The organism is bacterium (assembly GCA_035295165.1).
Lineage (GTDB): Bacteria > Sysuimicrobiota > Sysuimicrobiia > Sysuimicrobiales > Segetimicrobiaceae > JAJPIA01.
In genome coordinates this window covers 1-18,225 of record DATGJN010000050.1, presented here as the reverse complement: position 1 = coordinate 18,225, position 18,225 = coordinate 1, and the positions used below count along the sequence as shown (strand labels likewise).

Below are 18,225 nucleotides of genomic sequence, written 5' to 3'. Positions count from 1 at the left end.
GGTGCTGCTCTCTAAGGCCGCGCGGGTGTCCGTTCGGGGCCCGCGTGACGCGCTGTGCCGGTGCCGGAGAGTCGGCTTCCATCAGGCGGCGCCTCGCGCACCGCCGTCCAGCCGCGGACTGGAGGACGGCGCACTCTCACGGGCCCGACGCGCCGCCGTCGGGAAAAGCGCGTTGTAGTTAATCATCGGTGATTAGCATCATAGCAACGTAGTCGCGCGGGTGTCAATTCATCTCATCGGCGCCTCTTGACATTATTCTATTATTCGAATACTATCGAATAATCATGATCCCGGGAACAGCGCATCACGAAGGCTAATGGCGACCGGCGGCGAGACAAAGCAGGTTCTGTCCGTTGACGACGTCGCCAGATACGCGGACATGTTCTCGGCCATGGGGACGGAGCCGCGGCTTCGGATCATGCGGCTCCTGCTGTCCGCGCACCCGGAAGGCCTGGTGGTCGGGGACATCCAAACCGAGCTCGGCATCCCCGCGTCGACGCTGTCGCACCACCTGGACAAACTGCGTCAGGAGGCGCTGGTGTCCGTCACACGCGAGGGCACGTATTTGAGGTACGCGGCAAACACCGACACGCTCGGCGAGCTGTTGGGGTTTCTCTACGCGGAGTGCTGCACGAGGAATCGGGCCGTGCGACCGCAGGAGATCGTCTGGGTCGGAAAACTGGGCGGCAAGGATCGATAACGGGGAGGGGGCGGCAGATGGATCTCAAGGATGTTGTCCGGGAACGGTACGCCGAGGCGGCCCGGCGCGTGGGCGGCGGCGAGGCGTCGTGTTGCGGCGGGAGCGGGTGTTGCGGTGCCGCGTCGGCCGGCGACGACCCGATCACGTCGAATCTGTACGCCGCGGCGGAGATCGCGGCGCTTCCCGCGGAAGCGGTCCAGGCGTCCCTCGGTTGCGGCAACCCGACGGCTCTGGCGCGCCTGGCGCTCGGCGAGATCGTGCTGGACCTGGGCTCGGGCGGCGGCATCGATGTCCTGCTCTCCGCGAAGCGTGTCGGCTCCGCCGGCAAGGCCTACGGGCTCGACATGACCGACGAGATGCTCGCGCTGGCCTGGGAAAATCAGCGGAAGGCCGGCGTCGCAAACGCGGAGTTCCTCAAGGGCGAGATCGAGCGCATTCCACTGCCGGACCAGGCCGTGGACGTCATCATCTCCAACTGCGTCATCAATCTGTCCGGCGACAAGGACCAGGTCTTCGCGGAGGCCTTCCGGGTGCTCCGGCCGGGAGGGCGGCTGGCGCTCTCGGACGTGGTGGTGCGCGGCGAGGTCCCCGCGGAGATTCGGCGGAGCATGGAGTTGTGGGTCGGGTGTGTCGCCGGGGCGTTGGAGGAGACCGACTACGTGGCTGGGCTGAGGCGCGCCGGGTTCCAGGACATCAGCGTCGAGCCGACGCGGGTGTACAATGTCGACGACGCCCGTGCGTTTCTCTCCGGCCACGGCATCGACGTCGACGCGGTTGCTCCCCTGGTACGCGACAGGTTCATGAGCGCATTTGTACGCGCCCGGAAACCCGGTACCGCGCAACGCCCGACGCCGGACTCGGCCACATGACGGGGGCGACGCCGCGGGTGCTCTTTCTCTGTACGCATAACTCGGCCCGGTCACAGATGGCCGAGGGGATCCTGCGATATGTGAGCCGCGGTGCGGTGGAGGCGCAGAGCGCCGGCACCGCACCGTCGACCGTCCACCCGCTCGCGGTGGAGGCGGTTCGTGGGTTGTTCGGCGTCGATCTTGGCGGGCAGCGCTCGAAACACGTGGACGAATTCGCCGGGCAGCACTTCGATTACGTAATCACGCTGTGCGACAGCGCCCGCGAGTCGTGCCCGGTGTTCCCCGCCGCCCCGGTGAGATTGCACTGGGGCTTCGACGATCCATCGGCGGTGCCGGGATCGGAAGAAGACCGGTCTCGCGCGTTTCGGCAGACGGCCGCCGAACTGAAGCGGAGAATCGATCAACTGCTCGCCGTGATCCTGGGTACCGCGACGCCGTCTCCGGCGTGACGCCGGCGCGCTCGGTGTGACCCCACCCCGGCGCGGCGCGCGTCGAGCGCCGTCTGGGGAGCGGCACTCAACGGAGGCGCCCCAGGACGGACTCCCGCCAGCCAGAATACTCCACCTCGATGACGCTCTCACTGTGGGGCTTTGCTGGCTATCTGCTGTTGTACCTCGCGGTGCTCACGGGCACCGCTGTGTCATCCCCGGGGCTGCGGCGGCGCCTGCCGATGGCGGTGCGCAGCAGCGGGACGCACACGATCCTCTCGCTCGCCGGCCTGGTGGCGTCCGCCGTGCACACGCTCAAGGGCGTAGCCTCCCCGCAGGGCGATCAATTTGCATCGCTGGTGTTCCTCGGGTCGACCGGACCCCTCGACCCGGCGCTCGCCCTCGGGGTCGCCGGTTTGTACGCGCTTCTCGTATCCACCGCGGTGGTGTACTTCCGCCATGCGTTGGCGGGACCGGTCTGGCGGATGGTGCATGCGCTGGCCTACCCGGCGTTCGCGGCCTCGGCCTGGCACGGCATCGCGTTGGGGGCCAACACGTGGTTGCCTGAGGCCCGGGTGATGTACGGTGTGACACTCGCGAGCGCCGCAGCTCTCGCCGCGGCACGGCTCGTCGAGATGTCGATCCGCTTTGACCGTGGGCGCCCGCGAGCGCCGCGCGCCACCGCCAGGACCCGCTGAGGGGTGGAGGAGTCGGTTGCGAACGGGTTCCTCCGGTCCGTACCCTGGTGGGTACGACGAGGGGGGGCCGGATGCAGAACGACGCTGCGAGCGCGTGGTCCGACCGAAACGCGCCCTACATCCTGGTCGTTCCAATCCTCCTCGACGTGGTGATCGTTGATGTCTACCTCGTGATCTTCAACACCGCGGTCAGTCTGCAAGCGCGAACGATCAACACCGCGCGCCCGTGTTCGTCGGCCTCCGGGACTACGCCGCGCCGCTTCGCGACATCGATTTGCTGTACTCCTTTGCCTAATGCAGCGGCGGCCGGCGGTCCGCCCAGGGGCGCGCCGCCTCGAAGCACGCCGCGGCCACGAGCGCACGCGCGTCCTGCCGCCATCCCGCGACGATCTGGAGCCCCACGGGGAGCCCGCTCTTCGTCCACCCGCACGGCACCGTGATCGCCGGAAACGCGCTCAGATTGAACGCGAACGTCGGGATCAGGGTGTCGAGGTGCTGCGTGATCGGCCGGCCGGCGATCTCCTTCGGCAGCAGCGTGGCGAGCGGGGTCGCGGCGGTCGACGTCGTCGGCAACACCAGCAGGTCGTAGCGCTCGAAGAAACCCACGAGCCGCTGGTGATAGGCCGTGCGGGCGACCTCGGCCTGGCCGATCTGCTCGGGCGTGAGCCCGCGGCTGAGGTCCAGGCGCTGGACGAGGATCGGGTCCATCTGGTCCCGCCACTGCGCGAGGTGCTTGCCGACCGTGGCGATCCGCACCGCGACGTTCAGGGCTAGGAACGGCTCCATGATGTTGCCCACCTCGGGCGAGGCGGTCTCGACGCTGCATCCGAGGCCCGCGACCGCCTTCGCGGCCGCCTCGCACACGGCGACGACCTCGGGATCGACCGCTGCGGCGCCGCCCAAGTTGGGCGTCCACGCGACCCGAAGGCCGCGGACGCTCGGCGCGTCTGCGAGCGCGGCCCACCGTTCGCCGGTGTGCGGCAGGCTCAACGGATCGCGGTCGTCCGGCCCGGCCATCACCGAGAACATCAGCGCTGCGTCCCCGACGGTCCGCGTGATCGGGCCGTTCGACGACATCGCGTTCCATCCGGCCGCGTTCGGATGACGCGCGATCCGTCCCTGCGTCGGTTTGAACCCGACGGCGCCGCACCAGGCCGACGGATGGCGGATCGATCCGGCCAGGTCGCTGCCCTCCGCGAGCGGCGCGAGCCCGCACGCGACCGCCGCCGCCGCCCCGCCGCTCGAGCCCCCGGCCGATCGGTCGAGCGCCCACGGGTTGCGCGTGGCGCCGAACAGACGGTTGTCTGTGAACGGCTTGCACCCGAACTCGGGCGTGTTGGTCTTCCCGACGAGGATCGCGCCGGCGGCGCGCAGGCGCTCCACGAGGAGCGCGTCCTGCTCCGGGACGGTGTGCTCGAAGATCTTGGAGCCCATCGTGGTGCGGATCCCTTTGGTCGGCGTCAGATCCTTCAGCGAGTAGGGGACGCCGTGGAGGGGGCCGAGCGTTTCCCCGCGCGCTACCGCGGCCTCCGCCGCCTTGGCGGCCGCGCGGGCCTGATCGGCGGTCACAGTGACATAGGCGTTGACGGCGGGGTTGATCTGCTCGATTCGCGCGAGCACCGCGTCGACCACCTCGACCGGCGACACATCTTTCGCGCGAATCATGCGCGCGAGTTCCTGCGCCGGCTTCCAGCACAGATCCTGCGAGCTCATGGCATCCTCCCGTCGTGCTGCGGTCACGGTCGGCGGTGCGCCGTCCCGCTCGCTGAGAAGGGTTGGCTATCGAGACACGGAATTCCTCACATCGGACCCGCGCTGCAGCGGCGGCGCCCGACACACTCGTCACAGGGGAGGACGCGACCATGGCCGGACGTTCAGACAGCGCGGCAGCCTGCCGCGCGACCCGCACCGCGGGATCCCGCACGTGTGCGCTCGCGGCGGGCGCGCTGATCTTCCTCATGACGCTGCTCGCCGTTTCTGTCTCGCCGCCCGGGTGGGCGGCCGGCCCGACCACCCGGGTCTGGGGCCGCTCCGGGGACGTCTTCACGTTGGACGTGCCGCTGTCGACCGATACGCAGACCACGATGGTCTCGACACAACTGTACACGACCCTGACGCGTGCGAAGCCCGGTCAGGTCGACGTGGAGCCGGACCTGGCCACGAGCTGGTCCACGTCCCCCGACGGCCTGGTCTGGACGTTCAAGCTGCGCACGGGGGTCACGTTCCAGGACGGCACTCCCTTCAACGCGCAGGCCGTGAAGTTCAACATCGACCGGTGGGCCGATCCGCACAATGCGTACCGTCCGAAAGGCGGCACGTTTGAGGCGTGGGACGACTTTGTCGCGGATACGTACAAAGCGTCCCGCGTTGTCGATGCGGACACGATCGAGATCATGCTGAAGAGCCCGAACGCGCCGTTGCTGTCCGCGCTGTCCGCGATCTCGTTCGGATTCGCGAGCCCCCAGTCCGTCAAGCAGTACGGCGCCGAAGGCGTTGCGCAGCATCCCGTCGGCACCGGCCCGTTCAAGTTCGTCGAGTGGGTGCGCGACGACCACATCACGTTGGACGCGAACCCGTCGTACTATCGCAAGGGGCTTCCCCGGGTGCACCGGGTCGTCTTCCGGGTGATCAAGGACAACGCCGCCAGATTCCTGGCGCTCAAGGCCGGCGAGATCCAACTGCTGGAGCTCCCGAACCCCGACGACGTCAAGATGGCGCAAGCCGATCCGGCGCTCAAGGTCGCGCTTCGTCCGGCGTTCAACAGCGGCTGGCTCCGGTTCAACATGAACCTGCCGCTCTTCCAGGATCGCCGCATTCGCGAGGCGGTGGCGCTAGCGATCGACCGACAGGCGATCGTCCAGGCGCTCTACGGCGGCTACGGACAAGTCGCCGACCAGCTGTTGCCCCCGGTGATGTGGGGACGTTCATCGAGTGCGGGGCGCTACCCGTATGACCCCGGACGGGCGAAGCAGCTCCTTACCGAGGCTGGGTATCCGAACGGGCTCTCGTTCGACTTCTGGTACATGCCCATCAGCCGGACGTACTTTCCGAACGGCAAGACGATCGGCACGGCGATCGCGAGCGACCTGTCGAAGGTCGGGCTCCGCGCGCATCTCATGACCGAGGACTGGGCGTCCTACTTGAGCGATCGGGCGACCAACAAGTTTCAGGTGTTCATGATCGGGGGTACCGGCGACTACGGAGACCCCGATGACTTTTGGGCCTACAACTTCGCGAAATACGACGCCAACAGCGCGAACTATTCATACAACAAGCCCCAGCTCTTCGCGCTGATCGCCAAGGCGCGCGGCCTTACCAGTCAGGCCGAGCGGGCGCGCCTGTACGCGCAGGCGGCGGAGATGATCGCGCAGGATGTGCGCGATATCTACATCGCCTACGCGCGTGTTCCGGTGCTCATGCGGAAGAACGTGGACGGACTCGTGCTGCAGCCCACGGCGAACGAGTACATGGAGACCGTGCAGCTGAGGTAAACTGACGGCGTGCGGCATCGCCTCGCCGGGCGGCGGCCTCGTCCCCGCGCGCCGACGGAGTCCGCACGGCCCTGCGGCCGAGATTATTGCGCGAACCGCGCCAGGCGGAACAGGCCGAGGTCGAAGTCGCTGCGCCCCTCCGTCGAGAGGTCGGCCATGATCTCCCCGACCACGCTCGCGAACTTGAACCCGTGGCCGGAGAAGCCCGCGGCGATCGCGACCTGGGGACTCGCGGGAAGAACGTCCAGGATGAAGTGTTCGTCCGGGCTGTTCGTGAACAGGCACGTCTTGAGGGCCATCGTTGGTCCGTCGGCCTCCGGGAAATAGCGACGGATTCCTTCGCGAAGCACCGCTTCATCCTCTGGGCGGATTTCACGGTCCACCTGGTCTGCGTCCGTGCGCTCTTCCCGATGGTGGTATTTCCCGATCTTGAAACCCGGCACGCTGTAGACCGGGAAGCCGTAGAATCGTCCTTCGGGCGCTTCCATGTTGAACACAGGGAACGCACCCAACCGGAACCGATCCGGAACGAGCGGTTGCGTCCAGATCAGGACCTGGCGCTCCGGCACCGCCAACTCCGCCAGCGATGGGGCGAGCTTTCCTGCCCAGGGGCCGGCCGTGAGCACGAGCCGCCGCGCGGTGTACGTGGCGTGCTCCGTCCGAACGCGCACCCCGGTGCCGTCCGGCTCCCAGCCCAGGACGTGCTCTCGAGCGTGGATGTCGGCGCCCGCGTCCAAGGCGGCGGTTACATATGCGACGATGGCGCGCTCGGACATGACGAACCCGCCATCGGGCTGATACACCGCGACCATCTCCGGCGCGAGGCGGTATCCGGGAAAACGCGCGTGCAGCGCGCCCGCGTCGAGCACCTCGTGCGGGAGGTGGTGCAGCGCGCACGACAGGAGCGAGCCTTTGACCGTGGGACTGTCCTCCGGTCCCGCGTCGATGCCGCCGGTGATGATCAGCAGACGTTCGCCCGAGAGGTGCTCGAGCTCGCGCCACAGCGCGTATGCGCGCCGCAGCAGCGGGACGTAGGAGGGGTGTTCCCAATACGCGAGGCGGATGATGCGGTTGACGCCGTGCGAGGATCCGCGGTCGTGCGGCACGTCGAAACGCTCGAGCCCGAGCACGCGCTGTCCCCGGCGGGTGAGCTCATACACGGTGGCGCTGCCCATCGCGCCCACGCCGATCACGATCGCATCGTACTGCGGCATCTGCGTCTCCACCCGTCATCGAAACGGCGTCCCGAGGCTCATCACTTCCCGAGTTCTCTACCGGCGACAACCGGGCCTTCACGCGCGGCTCGATCGGCTGCGTGCGCGCGGGATGGTGCTCCGCGGGCGCGCGAGCGAAGGAGGAATCCCGCGCCGGCCCGCGCAAGCGCTTTCACACGGACGCGGACAGACGGAGGTGGGTGCGTGGCGGGCGAGGAGCGGTACGACGCGATCGTGATCGGGTCCGGACAGGGCGGCAATCCGCTCGCGAAGGCGCTGGCTGCGGCCGGGCGGAAGACGGCGATGATCGAGCGGGAACACGTCGGCGGCACCTGCATCAACGAGGGATGTACACCTACCAAGACGATGGTGGCGAGCGCCAGGGTCGCGTACCTCGCGCGGCGCGCGGCCGGCTACGGGGTGCGCACCGGACGCGTCACGGTCGAGATGGGGCGCGTGCGGCAGCGCAAACGGCGCATCGTAGACGCGTGGCGCAGCGGCGGCGCGCGCGCGCTACGGCGCACGCCGGGGCTCGATCTGATCATGGGCGACGCGAGCTTCACCGGATCGGGCACGATCACGGTCGCGCAGCGCCGCGGCCGCCCTCGGGTCCTCACCGCCGACCAGATCTTCATCAACACGGGCGCGCGCCCCGGACGCCCGCCCATCCCGGGGCTGGACGGAGTACCCGTGCTGGATTCCACGTCGATCATGGAGTTGGGGGCCGTGCCCCGGCACCTCCTCGTCGTCGGGGGCGGATACATCGGCCTCGAGTTCGGACAGATGTTCCGGCGGTTCGGGAGCGACGTGACCATCGTGCACCGCAACGAGCGCCTGCTGGACCGCGAGGATCCCGACGTCGCCGGGGAGGTGGAGAAGATCCTTCGCCAGGACGGGATCAAGGTGCTACTCCGGGCCGAGACCCTGCGCGTCGCCTCGGGGCCGGGTGGGGGTGTGCGCCTGAGCGTGCGGGTCGCCGGCGGGCGCGCGTCCCGCGCGCTCAGCGGTTCCCACCTGCTCGTCGCGACGGGGCGGGTCCCCAACACCGATCGTCTCAACCTGGGCGCCGCCGGGATCGAGACGGACGCCCGCGGGTTCGTGCGGGTGAACGAGCGCCTCGAGACGTCCGCCCCGGGCGTCTACGCGCTCGGAGACGTCAAAGGCGGTCCGGCGTTCACCCACATCTCGTACGACGACTTCCGGATTCTCCAGACCAACACCCTGCACGATGGCAGCGCCACGACCCGGGATCGCGTCGTCCCGTACACCGTGTTCACCGACCCCGAGTTGGGCCGGGTCGGCCTGAGCGAGACCGAGGCGCGGGCGCGCGGCGGTCCCATCCGCGTGTTTACGATGCCGATGAGCTCCGTCGCGCGGGCGCTGGAGATGGACGAGCCGCGCGGCCTGATGAAGGTCGTGGTGGACGAACGTTCCGCCCAGATCCTCGGATGTGCGATCCTGGGCGTGGCCGGCGGCGAGCTGATGTCCATGGTCGAGCTGGCGATGATGGGGCGGCTGGCGTACACGGCGCTGCGGGACGCCACGTTCGCGCATCCGACGCTCGCGGAGTCGCTCAACAATCTGTTCGATCAGTGAGCGGCACCGGCTTAGACCGTGCGGACCTGATAGAGCGCTCCTCTTGCGTCTACGCGCCGGATCTCACGGGCGGCGCCCTCGTCGGGCGCGCACCGCCCGGTGTTGCACACGCTCGGTGCCGGCGACGTGGGGCGGCGCCTCGGCGAGCGCGCCTTGTCGCTCCTGGAGCGGAAACCGGAACCGGACGGTCGTGCCGTCCGCCCCGGTGCGTACCTCCAAGCCGTGCACGAGCCCGCGTATCACCGAGAGCCCGCGTCCGCCCGGTCTGCTCGGCCGGTCCGGCCGCCACTTCCCCCGATCCTCGACTTCCACGCGCAGCGTCATGCCGTCGCGACGGGCGCGGACGTAGACGGTGCCGGCCGCGCCAACGTACGCGTGCTCGATCACGTTGGTGACCGCCTCCCCCACGGCGACGTTGAGCGCGAACACGAGGTCCTCGTCCAACTTGAAGCGGCCGGCGAGTTGCCGGACGGCCTGTCGCACGAGCCGCAGACTCGATGGCTGAGCGGGCAATGCCAGATCGAGCCACTCCACCGCCGGAGCGTCCCCCCCTTGGCCCAGGACAGTTCCCGGAACCGCCTGCGTGGTCGTGACCTGATTAGACTTGCGCTCCAATGCTTCCTCCAGATGCGCCCCGCGGCGGCGGGAGCGGGAGTTGCGGGTCGGTGCGTGGAACCTGAGGGTAATCCAAGCGGGAAACGAGGAGGGACGTTCGGGTGAAGACGCGTCGCGTGAAGCGTACGCTCGTTGCGAAGGCGCTGCGCCCGGGAGAGCGGGCCGGCGCGGTGAGGCTGACCCGGCGGGGCTTGCTTGCCGGCGCCGCGGGCCTCGGGAGTGCGGCGCTCCTCGGTCCGTTGGTCCGATCCGCCGGGACGGCGCCGGTGGCCCGGGCCGCGACCGCTCCCCAGGGCCGGGTCGTGTTTGGGATGTGGCAGAGTCCCGAATCGCTCGACCCCGGGACGTCGGGGCTCATCTCCAGCGGGTACATCAGCCTCAACGTCTTCGACCCATTGATCTGGCACCTCCCCGGGATGCGCCAGGGGCAGGAGTACTTCCCGGGCCTTGCCCTGCGGTGGGAAGTGTCCGCCGACGCCAAGCAGTTCACGTTCCATCTCCGCAAGGACGTGAAGTTCCACGACGGCACACCGTTCACGGCACAGGCGGTCAAGGATACGCTGGAGCACATCGTCAATCCCGAGACCAAGTCGCGCTCGGCGATCACGGCGCTCGGACCCTACTCCCACACCGAGGTCAAGGCCGACGACGTCGTGACCATCGTCTTCAAGGAGTCGAACGGCGCGTTCCTCAACAACGTCGCCACGTCCGGGCTCGCGCCGATCTCGCCGACGGCGCTTAAGCAGTACGGCAACCAGGGTGTGAGCCAGCACCCCGTGGGCACCGGGCCGTTCAAGTTCCAGGAGTGGGTTCCTGGCAGTCACGTCACGATCGTGGCGAACCCCGACTACAACTGGGCGCCCGTGGTGGCCCACCATCAGGGGCCGCCTCATCTCGCCGAGATCACGTACCGCATCGTCCCGGACGCCTCCACGCGGTTCAACGCGCTCAAGACCGGCGAGGTGCTCGTCGCCGAGAACCTCGCCCCGACCGACGTGACCGCGCTGCTGCACGCGCCGAACTTCACGGTGTTCACCGCGTCGGTCACCGGGATGCCGTACGCGATTATGGTGAACGTCAAGCGCCCGCCGACGGACGACCTCAAGGTGCGGCAGGCGCTGGAGTTCGCCACCAATCAGGAGGCGATCATCGAGGCCCTCTACAAGGGCATCTACCAGCCGGCGCACAACATCTTTCTGCCCGGGACGCTGTCCTACGACCCCTCGCTCGACAAGATGTATCAGTACAATCCGGCCCGGGCGAAGAGCCTGCTCGACGAAGCCGGGTGGAAGGCGGGGCCGGGTGGAACCCGCCAAAAAGACGGCCAGCCGCTGCGGCTCCAGTTCATCAACATTGCGAACTTCGGCTTCGACCAGATCTCGCAGTTGCTCCAGGCCCAGTGGCAGGACGTAGGCATCCAGACCGACATCTCGGCGCAGTCGTTCCCCACCGTCGCGGAGACCTACAACAAGGGCGACCACAACCTGGCGGATTTCTTCTACTATTCCGTGGATCCGTTTCTCATGCGCGCCCTGTACGCTTGCGACCAGGTGGCCCACGGGTTCAACTGGATGCACTACTGCGATCCGCAGGTCGACACGCTCGTGTCGAAGGGAAACGCCACGGCCGACCCGGCCAAGCGCATTCCGTTCTTCCGGCAGGCGGCGAAGACGGCGATGGAGGCCGCGGTCGTGATTCCGATCTACCAGCAGCGCGCGGTCTTCGCGGCCAGCAGCCGGGTGCAGGCCGTGCGCTTCACCGTCAACGGGTTCCCGATCTTCTACGACGCAACGCTGCGAGCGTAGGCCGGCCGGAGCGTCGCGCCGGGAGGAGGCTTGGGTGGGGCTGTTCATCGGTCGCAGGCTGATCGGGAGCCTGCCCATCCTGTTCGGCATCACCGCGCTCGTGTTCTTGATCCTGCACCTGATTCCCGGCGACCCGGCGCAGATCATGTTGTTCGGTACGAACGCGACGCCGGAGCAGGTGGTCAATCTCAGACAGGCGTTGGGTCTCGATCGGCCGCTGCTCATCCAGTACGGGGACTTCGTGTGGCGGTTGTTGCACGGCGACCTCGGCGTGTCGTTCATCTCACAGCGCCGCGTGTCCGAAGAGATCGCGATTCAGTTTCCCGCCACCGCGACCCTCGCGCTCGTCACCATGGTGATCGCCGCCGGGATCGGGCTCAGCGCGGGCGTGCTCGGCGCGGTGTACCGCGACGGCTGGGTGGACATGCTCGGCACCGGGTTCTCGGTGCTGGGAGTGGCCGTGCCGAACTTCTGGCTCTCGGTGCTGCTCATCCTCGTGTTCGCCGTGCACCTCGGATGGCTGCCCGCGCTCGGCGAGGGCGGGGTGCGTGGGATCATCCTCCCGGCGGCGAGCCTCGGATGGGGTTTCTCCGCCATCATCACGCGGCTGTGCCGCGCCAGCCTGATCGAGGTGCTCGCGCAACCGTATGTCTCGACCGCCTACGCCAAAGGCCTGCGCGCCAGCGTCGTGGTGCTGCGCCACGCCCTGAAGAACGCCCTCATCCCCGTAGTGACGCTGCTCGGGCTACAGCTGGGCAACCTGTTGAGCGGTGCCGTGGTCGTCGAGACGATCTTCGGGCGCCAGGGAATCGGCTCGCTCGCGGTGCGCGCGATTCAGGCGAAGGATTTTCCAACCATTCAAGGCGTCGTGCTCGTTGTGGCGCTCGTGTACGTGCTCGTGAACCTGCTCGTGGACGTCGTGTACGCGGCCCTCGATCCCCGGGTCCACTACGGCTGATCTGCCATGGACGCACACGCACCCTCGACCCCTCGTCCGTTCCCGGCGCCACTGGCCGGCAGGCGCCCGTCGCGCCTCCTCCGGCAGTTCGCGCGGCACCGGCTCGCGGTCGCGGGCGGCGTCCTCCTGCTCGTCGTCTTCGTCCTGGCCGTGTTGGGTCCCGTGATCACACCGTACAATCCGGAGCGCGTGCGGATCGCGGATCGGCTGCGTCCGCCTGAGGCCGCGCACTGGCTCGGCACCGACCAGTTCGGGCGCGACGTGCTGAGTCGGGTGATCGCCGGCGCGCGGCCGACGTGCGTCGCCGCCGTGATCGCGATCGGAATCGCCGCCGGCACGGGCGTGATCCTGGGCGCGGTGGCTGGCTACGCGGGCGGCGCCGTGGACGGCGTGGTGATGCGGGCGATGGACATCATGCTCGCGTTCCCCGGGATTCTGCTGGCGCTCGTCGTGGTGACGATCCTCGGGACCGGGCTCGTGAACGTCATGATCGCGGTCGGCGTCTCCCTGATCCCGGTGTTCACGCGCCTCGTGCGCGGCACGATGCTGTCGATCCGGCAGCGCGAGTACGTGTTATCCGCCCGGGCGATCGGTTGCCGGTCCGCCCGCATTCTCGGTCGGCACATCCTGCCCAACGTCTGGGCGCAGGTCGCGGTGCTGTCCACGACCGCCCTCGGCTGGGCGATCATCGCCGGGTCGACGTTGAACTTCCTCGGGTTCGGGGTGCATCCGCCGACGCCGGAGTGGGGCGCCGACCTCAACACCGGCCGGGAGTACCTCAACGCGGCCTGGTGGATGAGCACGGCGCCGGGCACGGCGATCGTGCTGGTCATTCTGGCGATCAACTTCGTGGGCGACGGCATCACCGAAGCGTTGGACCCTGCGTTGCGCCGCCGGTAGAATGGGACAGGACGCGGGGAGGCGCGCGGCGGCCGCGCGGGCAGGGGAACCGCCGGCCGGGGGCGGCGGCCAGGGGGACAAGGGGAGGAACGCCTGGTGAGACTGTACATCCTAGATCTCGGCCGGTGCGACGTGGACAAGGGCGCGGTGCTCACGCCGGGGTCGGGGGACGGGAAGCGGATCCAGATCCCGATCGTCGGGTACCTGATCCAGACCGACGACGGCACGAACATCCTCGTGGACACCGGGATCCACCGAAAGCACATCGCCGACCCGCTGGCGACCCACCGGGGGAAGCCGTTTGCGAAGGTCCTCACGGTCATGATGCGGCCGGAGGACGACATCGCCAACCGGCTGGGAGAGATCGGGCTCCGTGCGGACGACGTGGACGTGCTCGTCAGCACCCACTTTCACTTCGACCATGCCGGCAATCACGCCGACTTTGGGCGCGCGAGGATCCTGGTGCAGCGGGAGTGCTACGAGGCTGCCCGGTCGTCCGACCGGTATCCGAGGGACTTGTTCGACCTCCCGCACCTGCACTACGAGATGGTCGACGGTGACGCGGACATCGCCACCGGCGTCCGGCTGCTCGAGACGTCGGGACACGTGCCGGGGCATCAGTCGGTACTGGTGCGGTTGCCCAAGACCGGCAGCGTGATCTTGGCGATCGACGCGATCTACACGCCGGAAAACGTCCAGACGGACAACTGGGGAGTGTACACCGATCCGGACCGCGCCCGGGTGAGCGCCCGCCGCCTCGTCCAGCTGGCCAACGCCGAGGGCGCGCTGCTGATCTACGGCCACGACCCGGCGCAGTGGGCCACGCTGCGCAAGGCGCCCGCGTACTACGACTAGCGGTCGGGTCGTCGACGGCTGCCCGGTGCTGTCAGAAGACCGGCTCCCTGCCGGCCACGCGCCGCAGCTGCGGATCCAGCGCATCGCGGAGTCCGTCCCCGAGCAGGTTGATGCCGAGCACGGTGACGCCGAGCGCGATCCCCGGAAACACGGCCATCCACGGCGCCACGGAGAGCGCGCGCGTCGCCTCGAGCAGCATTCGCCCCCATGACGGCACCGGCGGCTGCGTGCCCACGCCCAGGAAACTCAGCGACGCCTCGCTCAGCACCGCTCCGCTGAAGGCCGTGGTCGCCTGGATGACGAGCAGCGGCGCGATCTGCGGCAGGACGTGCCGCCAGAGCACGCGTCGTTCCGTCGCGCCGAGGCCGCGTGCGGCGTCGACGAACTCGAGCGTCTCGACGACGAGCGCCTGTGCGCGCGTCTGCCGCCAAAAGACCGGCACGAGGCCGACGCCGATGGCGATCATCGCCTGGACGTACCCGGTGCCGAGCACCGCGACGATCGCGAGCGCGAGCAGGATCGCGGGAAACGCCATCAACCCGTCCATGACCGGGCCGAGGATCCGCGCCGGCCACCGGCGCCACCGCACGGCGGCGAGCGCCAGTGAGCCCCCGGCGCCGAGCCCGATCCCCACGGCGACGAGCCCGACCTCGAAGGCGATCGCGCCGCCGCCGAGCACGCGGGCGAGGACGTCGCGGCCGAGGTCGTCGGTGCCGAAGATGTGGCCAGGGGTGGGGGGCTGCAGCCGGTCCCCGATCTCGATCCGGATCTCCGTCTGCCCGCCCCATACCGCCTGATAGAGCACGCCGCCGAGGACGAGCGCGAGGATCGCCGTGCCCACCGCGAGCGGGCCGTTCCGGAGGTAGCGCGTCATTCGGCGCGCACGCGCGGATCGATGAGGTGGTAGAGGAGATCCACGACGACGTTCAGCGCGGAGACGAGCACCGCGAGCACGACCACCGCGCCCTGCACGACGGGGAGGTCCCGCGAGAAGATTCCCTGGAGGACGAGCTGTCCCATCCCCGGCAGCCCGAAGACCTGCTCGACGACGATCGCGCCGCCGAGGAGGAATCCAAACTGCAGCCCCGCGATCGTCAGCACCGGGATGAGGGCGTTTCGGAGGACGTGGACCACGAGCACCGCGCGCTCGCTGAGGCCCTTCCCGCGCGCCGTGCGGACGTAGTCACGGCCCAACTCCTCGACCATCGAGCCGCGAACGAAACGCATCAGCTGCGCCGCGCGCGCGGCCCCGAGCGTGACGGCCGGGAGCGTCAGGTGCGACGCCCACGCGCCCACTCCGGCGCTGAGCGGCGCGTAGCCCTGCAGCGGAAACCACTTGAACGCGACACTGAACACCAAGAGCAGCAGAATGCCCACCCAGAAGTTGGGGACCGCGAGCCCGGCCTGCGTCGCGGCCAGCACCCCGAGGTCGAACGGGGACCACGCGCGCGCGGCCGCGAACAGGCCGAGCGGCAGGGCGACCGCGACCGTGACCACCATCGCCGCGGCGGCGAGCGACAGCGTCACCGGCAACCGCTCCGCGACGAGTTGGGCGATCGGCGCGTGGTAATGCATCGAGTCGCCGAGGTGTCCGCTCGCGAGCCCGCCGAGCCAGACGGCGTACTGCTCCCAGATCGGGCGGTCCTCCCCCAGTTGGTGGCGGAGCAGCTGGAGTTCCTGCGGGGAGGCGTCCAGCCCGAGCATGAGGGCGGCGGGATCGCCGGGGATCACCCGCAGCAGGACGAACACGATCGTGGCGGTCACCACGACGGTCGGGACGATCGCGAGCAGGCGGGCCGCGCGCATCGCGCGCGCTACTTCGTGGCGGTCCTGAGGTCGTACGTGTCGATCGCGTACATCTCCTTGATGTTGCGGACGCCGGTGCGCGTGATGATGTGGTCATCGGGCTCGCCGAGGAAGACCATCATCGCGTCGTCGGTCATGCGGCGCAGCGCCTCGGCGTAGGTGCGCTTTCGCAGGTCGGCCCGCAGCGTAAACCGGCCCGCGTCGATCAACGCGGCGACCTGCGGGTTGCCGTACTGCACGTAGTTCGTCGCCGGATCTCCGAAGCCGGCCAGCCGGCCGTCGGGGTCGAGCTTGCCCGTGTGGCCGATGATCGTCAAATCGTAGTCGTGCGGGCCGGCGTAGATCCGCGATAACCAGAACCCGAACTCCACGACCCGGATCTTCGCCTGGATGCCGACCTGCGCGAGCATCGCCTGGACCAGCTCCCCGGCTTTGATGTGCGCTGCGTAGGGCTGGGGGAGCGCGAGGTCGGTCGCAAACCCGGACGCCAGGCCCGCCTCGGCCAGGAGCTGCTTGGCCTTCGCGGGGTTATACGGGTACGGGTCGCCGAGATCCACGTAAAACGGACTCAGGACGTCCATGAACTCGGCGACCGGGGTCGACCCCGCTCCGTAGGCGGTCCTGAGCACCGCCCCGCGGTCGATCGCGTACCATAACGCCTGCCGCACGCGAATGTCCGTGTACGGCTTCCGGGCGTTGTTGATCGCAATCACATTCACGGTCGCGTTGCGTCGTGGGACGAGCGAGACTCGGGCGTCCTTCTCCAACCGCGGCAGTTCAAGCGGGTCCACCGCGTCCACCACGTCGAACTCCCCGCTCAGTAGCCCCGCGGTCTTCACCGCGGCCTCGGCCACAAACCGGAAGGTCACGCCGTCGAGCGCCGGTTCCCCGCGCAGGAAGTAGCCGTCGAAGCGGACGAGGCGGAGGAAACTGTCGCGCGTCCACTCGGCGATCCGGAACGGTCCGGTGCCGATCGGACGACTGCTGAAGTCGTTGCCGGAGGCGATGGCGTCCCTCGGAAGGATCGCACCCCAGCCCTGCCCGAGCGCGGCCAAGAACGGCGCGAACGTCTGCTTCAGCACGAACCGCACCGTGAGCGGGTCGACGGCTTCGACGCGGTCGATCGCGCCGTAGTCAGTCCGTTTGGGCGAGGCCGTCGCCGGATCGAGGATGCGCGTGAAGGTCGCCACGACGTCCTGCGCGTCGAGCGTCTTGCCGTTGTGGAAGTGGACGCCTGGCTTGAGCTTGAAGATCCACTGCTTCCCGTCGGGCGACATCGTCCACGACTGCGCGAGATCGGGCACCAGCACGCCGTGGTCGTCCGGTTCGACGAGCGTGTCGTAGAGGCTCTTCATCACCTGGAAGCTAAGCGTGGCCGAGGTCTTCTGAGGGTCCAAGGTGTCGGGGCCACCGGACAGGGCGAACGTTAGCACGCCGCCACGGCCCGCGGCGGGGAATGGAGCCAGGACCGCCAAAGACACCGCGGCCAGGAGACAGACGACCAGGCGCCGCATGAGGGCTGGCATGCTCGCAACTCGATCGGACGGAGGTTGCCTTCGCGGTTCTGCGCCGCGGTTCCTGTAGCGCGCTGGCGCGCCAGTGGGCACGCCGTTATTATGCGAACGCTGGGGGCCCGCGTCCATGAAGGTGAGGTTAAGGCTCGGCGAATCTTCCGTCCCATATTTTACTAGGGCTAGAGAGGCAGCAGGGTCACTAGTGGGAACCGTTTGAGAAGCTATGCCCCCGAGAGGGCCTAAAACGAGGGGTTTGGAGGCTGTGGTTGACGAGGCGAGGTTCCCACGCTACGATCGCCCCTGGGACAGTCTTGCAGTGTTGCCGCAGCGCCGTCATGATGGGCGCTGGTCAGCTTCATCCCTGGGTCTGGCCGATAACTGTCTATCCCTAGTTCGCTCCGAGTGTACAGCCAGGACACCTGCTGCGAATCACGGAAGCGCATCACCAGGTGTTCGCAATCGCTCTTCGAACCACAGAACGGACACATACCTCTTGCTACCCGATGTTCGGTAACAGGTTCCTGCCGAACATAAGGAGGGACCGATGGGATCTCAACCGGGGCCGCACACTAGAGAGTTTATGAACTGCGTGAAGTCAATGGTGAAGCACGCCTCATTTGCCACACTTCACAACGTACTAGTGTAGCGTCCTGAAAGTACGGTTACATAACACGGAGCGGATCTCCCGTGTACGTCCAGGCGAACGGCTTCGCATCGACGTTGTACTCGGCAATGGCGCGCATGATCGTGTTGATGAGCTCTTGTCGAGAGGGAAA

General features: G+C 68.4%; 16 protein-coding genes. 10 read left to right on the top strand and 6 right to left on the bottom strand.

Features of this window, described 5'->3' with window-relative positions:
• Positions 1-316: 316 nt before the first annotated feature.
• The 4 genes from VKZ50_07845 to VKZ50_07830 all read left to right on the top strand — a co-directional run bounded on the left by VKZ50_07845 (position 317) and on the right by VKZ50_07830 (position 2,695).
• Positions 317-700 (top strand): metalloregulator ArsR/SmtB family transcription factor, encoded by a 384-nt coding sequence (locus VKZ50_07845; GenBank protein ID HLJ59629.1) that lies wholly within the window; start codon positions 317-319, stop codon positions 698-700.
• 17 nt (positions 701-717) lie between these two features.
• A complete protein-coding gene (locus VKZ50_07840; protein ID HLJ59628.1) occupies positions 718-1,569 on the top strand; it encodes an arsenite methyltransferase in 852 nt (283 codons plus the stop codon).
• Positions 1,566-2,018: an arsenate reductase ArsC gene (locus tag VKZ50_07835; GenBank protein ID HLJ59627.1), complete on the top strand. Its 453-nt coding sequence runs from the start codon at positions 1,566-1,568 to the stop codon at positions 2,016-2,018. Before VKZ50_07840 ends, VKZ50_07835 begins: the two co-directional genes overlap by 4 nt.
• Positions 2,019-2,137: 119 nt before the next feature.
• Positions 2,138-2,695 (top strand): hypothetical protein, encoded by a 558-nt coding sequence (locus tag VKZ50_07830; GenBank protein ID HLJ59626.1) that lies wholly within the window; start codon positions 2,138-2,140, stop codon positions 2,693-2,695.
• Between the two features lie 291 nt (positions 2,696-2,986).
• Here VKZ50_07830 and VKZ50_07825 read toward each other — a convergent pair whose 3' ends face one another.
• Positions 2,987-4,408 (bottom strand): amidase family protein, encoded by a 1,422-nt coding sequence (locus VKZ50_07825; GenBank protein ID HLJ59625.1) that lies wholly within the window; start codon positions 4,406-4,408, stop codon positions 2,987-2,989.
• Positions 4,409-4,557: 149 nt separating this feature from the next.
• On the opposite strand from VKZ50_07825, the gene VKZ50_07820 reads away from it, so the two are divergent.
• On the top strand, positions 4,558-6,186 hold the full coding sequence (locus VKZ50_07820) for an ABC transporter substrate-binding protein (protein HLJ59624.1): 1,629 nt from the start codon (positions 4,558-4,560) through the stop codon (positions 6,184-6,186).
• Positions 6,187-6,269: 83 nt separating this feature from the next.
• Here VKZ50_07820 and solA read toward each other — a convergent pair whose 3' ends face one another.
• Positions 6,270-7,400: an N-methyl-L-tryptophan oxidase gene (gene solA, locus VKZ50_07815; GenBank protein HLJ59623.1), complete on the bottom strand. Its 1,131-nt coding sequence runs from the start codon at positions 7,398-7,400 to the stop codon at positions 6,270-6,272.
• A 204-nt stretch (positions 7,401-7,604) separates the two neighbouring features.
• Here solA and VKZ50_07810 point away from each other — a divergent pair, with 204 nt between their 5' ends.
• On the top strand, positions 7,605-8,996 hold the full coding sequence (locus tag VKZ50_07810) for a mercuric reductase (GenBank protein HLJ59622.1): 1,392 nt from the start codon (positions 7,605-7,607) through the stop codon (positions 8,994-8,996).
• 63 nt (positions 8,997-9,059) lie between these two features.
• Here VKZ50_07810 and VKZ50_07805 read toward each other — a convergent pair whose 3' ends face one another.
• On the bottom strand, positions 9,060-9,611 hold the full coding sequence (locus VKZ50_07805) for an ATP-binding protein (protein HLJ59621.1): 552 nt from the start codon (positions 9,609-9,611) through the stop codon (positions 9,060-9,062).
• Between the two features lie 101 nt (positions 9,612-9,712).
• On the opposite strand from VKZ50_07805, the gene VKZ50_07800 reads away from it, so the two are divergent.
• The 4 genes from VKZ50_07800 (at position 9,713) to VKZ50_07785 (ending at position 14,129) form a co-directional block, all read left to right on the top strand.
• Entirely contained in the window at positions 9,713-11,416 is a 1,704-nt protein-coding gene (locus VKZ50_07800; protein ID HLJ59620.1) for an ABC transporter substrate-binding protein, read from the top strand.
• 34 nt (positions 11,417-11,450) lie between these two features.
• The gene (locus tag VKZ50_07795; GenBank protein HLJ59619.1) at positions 11,451-12,374 is read left to right on the top strand and encodes an ABC transporter permease; all 924 of its coding nucleotides are present in this window, start codon (positions 11,451-11,453) and stop codon (positions 12,372-12,374) included.
• Between the two features lie 6 nt (positions 12,375-12,380).
• On the top strand, positions 12,381-13,274 hold the full coding sequence (locus VKZ50_07790) for an ABC transporter permease (protein HLJ59618.1): 894 nt from the start codon (positions 12,381-12,383) through the stop codon (positions 13,272-13,274).
• A gap of 96 nt (positions 13,275-13,370) precedes the next feature.
• On the top strand, positions 13,371-14,129 hold the full coding sequence (locus VKZ50_07785) for an N-acyl homoserine lactonase family protein (GenBank protein HLJ59617.1): 759 nt from the start codon (positions 13,371-13,373) through the stop codon (positions 14,127-14,129).
• A gap of 31 nt (positions 14,130-14,160) precedes the next feature.
• Here the strand turns inward: VKZ50_07785 and VKZ50_07780 are convergent, their stop codons facing one another.
• Genes VKZ50_07780 through VKZ50_07770 form a run of 3 tightly spaced genes read right to left on the bottom strand, consistent with a single transcriptional unit; the run spans position 14,161 to position 17,461 of the window.
• The gene (locus VKZ50_07780; protein ID HLJ59616.1) at positions 14,161-15,003 is read right to left on the bottom strand and encodes an ABC transporter permease; all 843 of its coding nucleotides are present in this window, start codon (positions 15,001-15,003) and stop codon (positions 14,161-14,163) included.
• Positions 15,000-15,935 (bottom strand): ABC transporter permease, encoded by a 936-nt coding sequence (locus VKZ50_07775; protein ID HLJ59615.1) that lies wholly within the window; start codon positions 15,933-15,935, stop codon positions 15,000-15,002. The genes VKZ50_07780 and VKZ50_07775 overlap by 4 nt, the downstream gene beginning before the upstream one ends.
• An 8-nt stretch (positions 15,936-15,943) precedes the next feature.
• The gene (locus tag VKZ50_07770) at positions 15,944-17,461 is read right to left on the bottom strand and encodes an ABC transporter substrate-binding protein (protein ID HLJ59614.1); all 1,518 of its coding nucleotides are present in this window, start codon (positions 17,459-17,461) and stop codon (positions 15,944-15,946) included.
• Between the last annotated feature and the right edge of the window lie 764 nt (positions 17,462-18,225).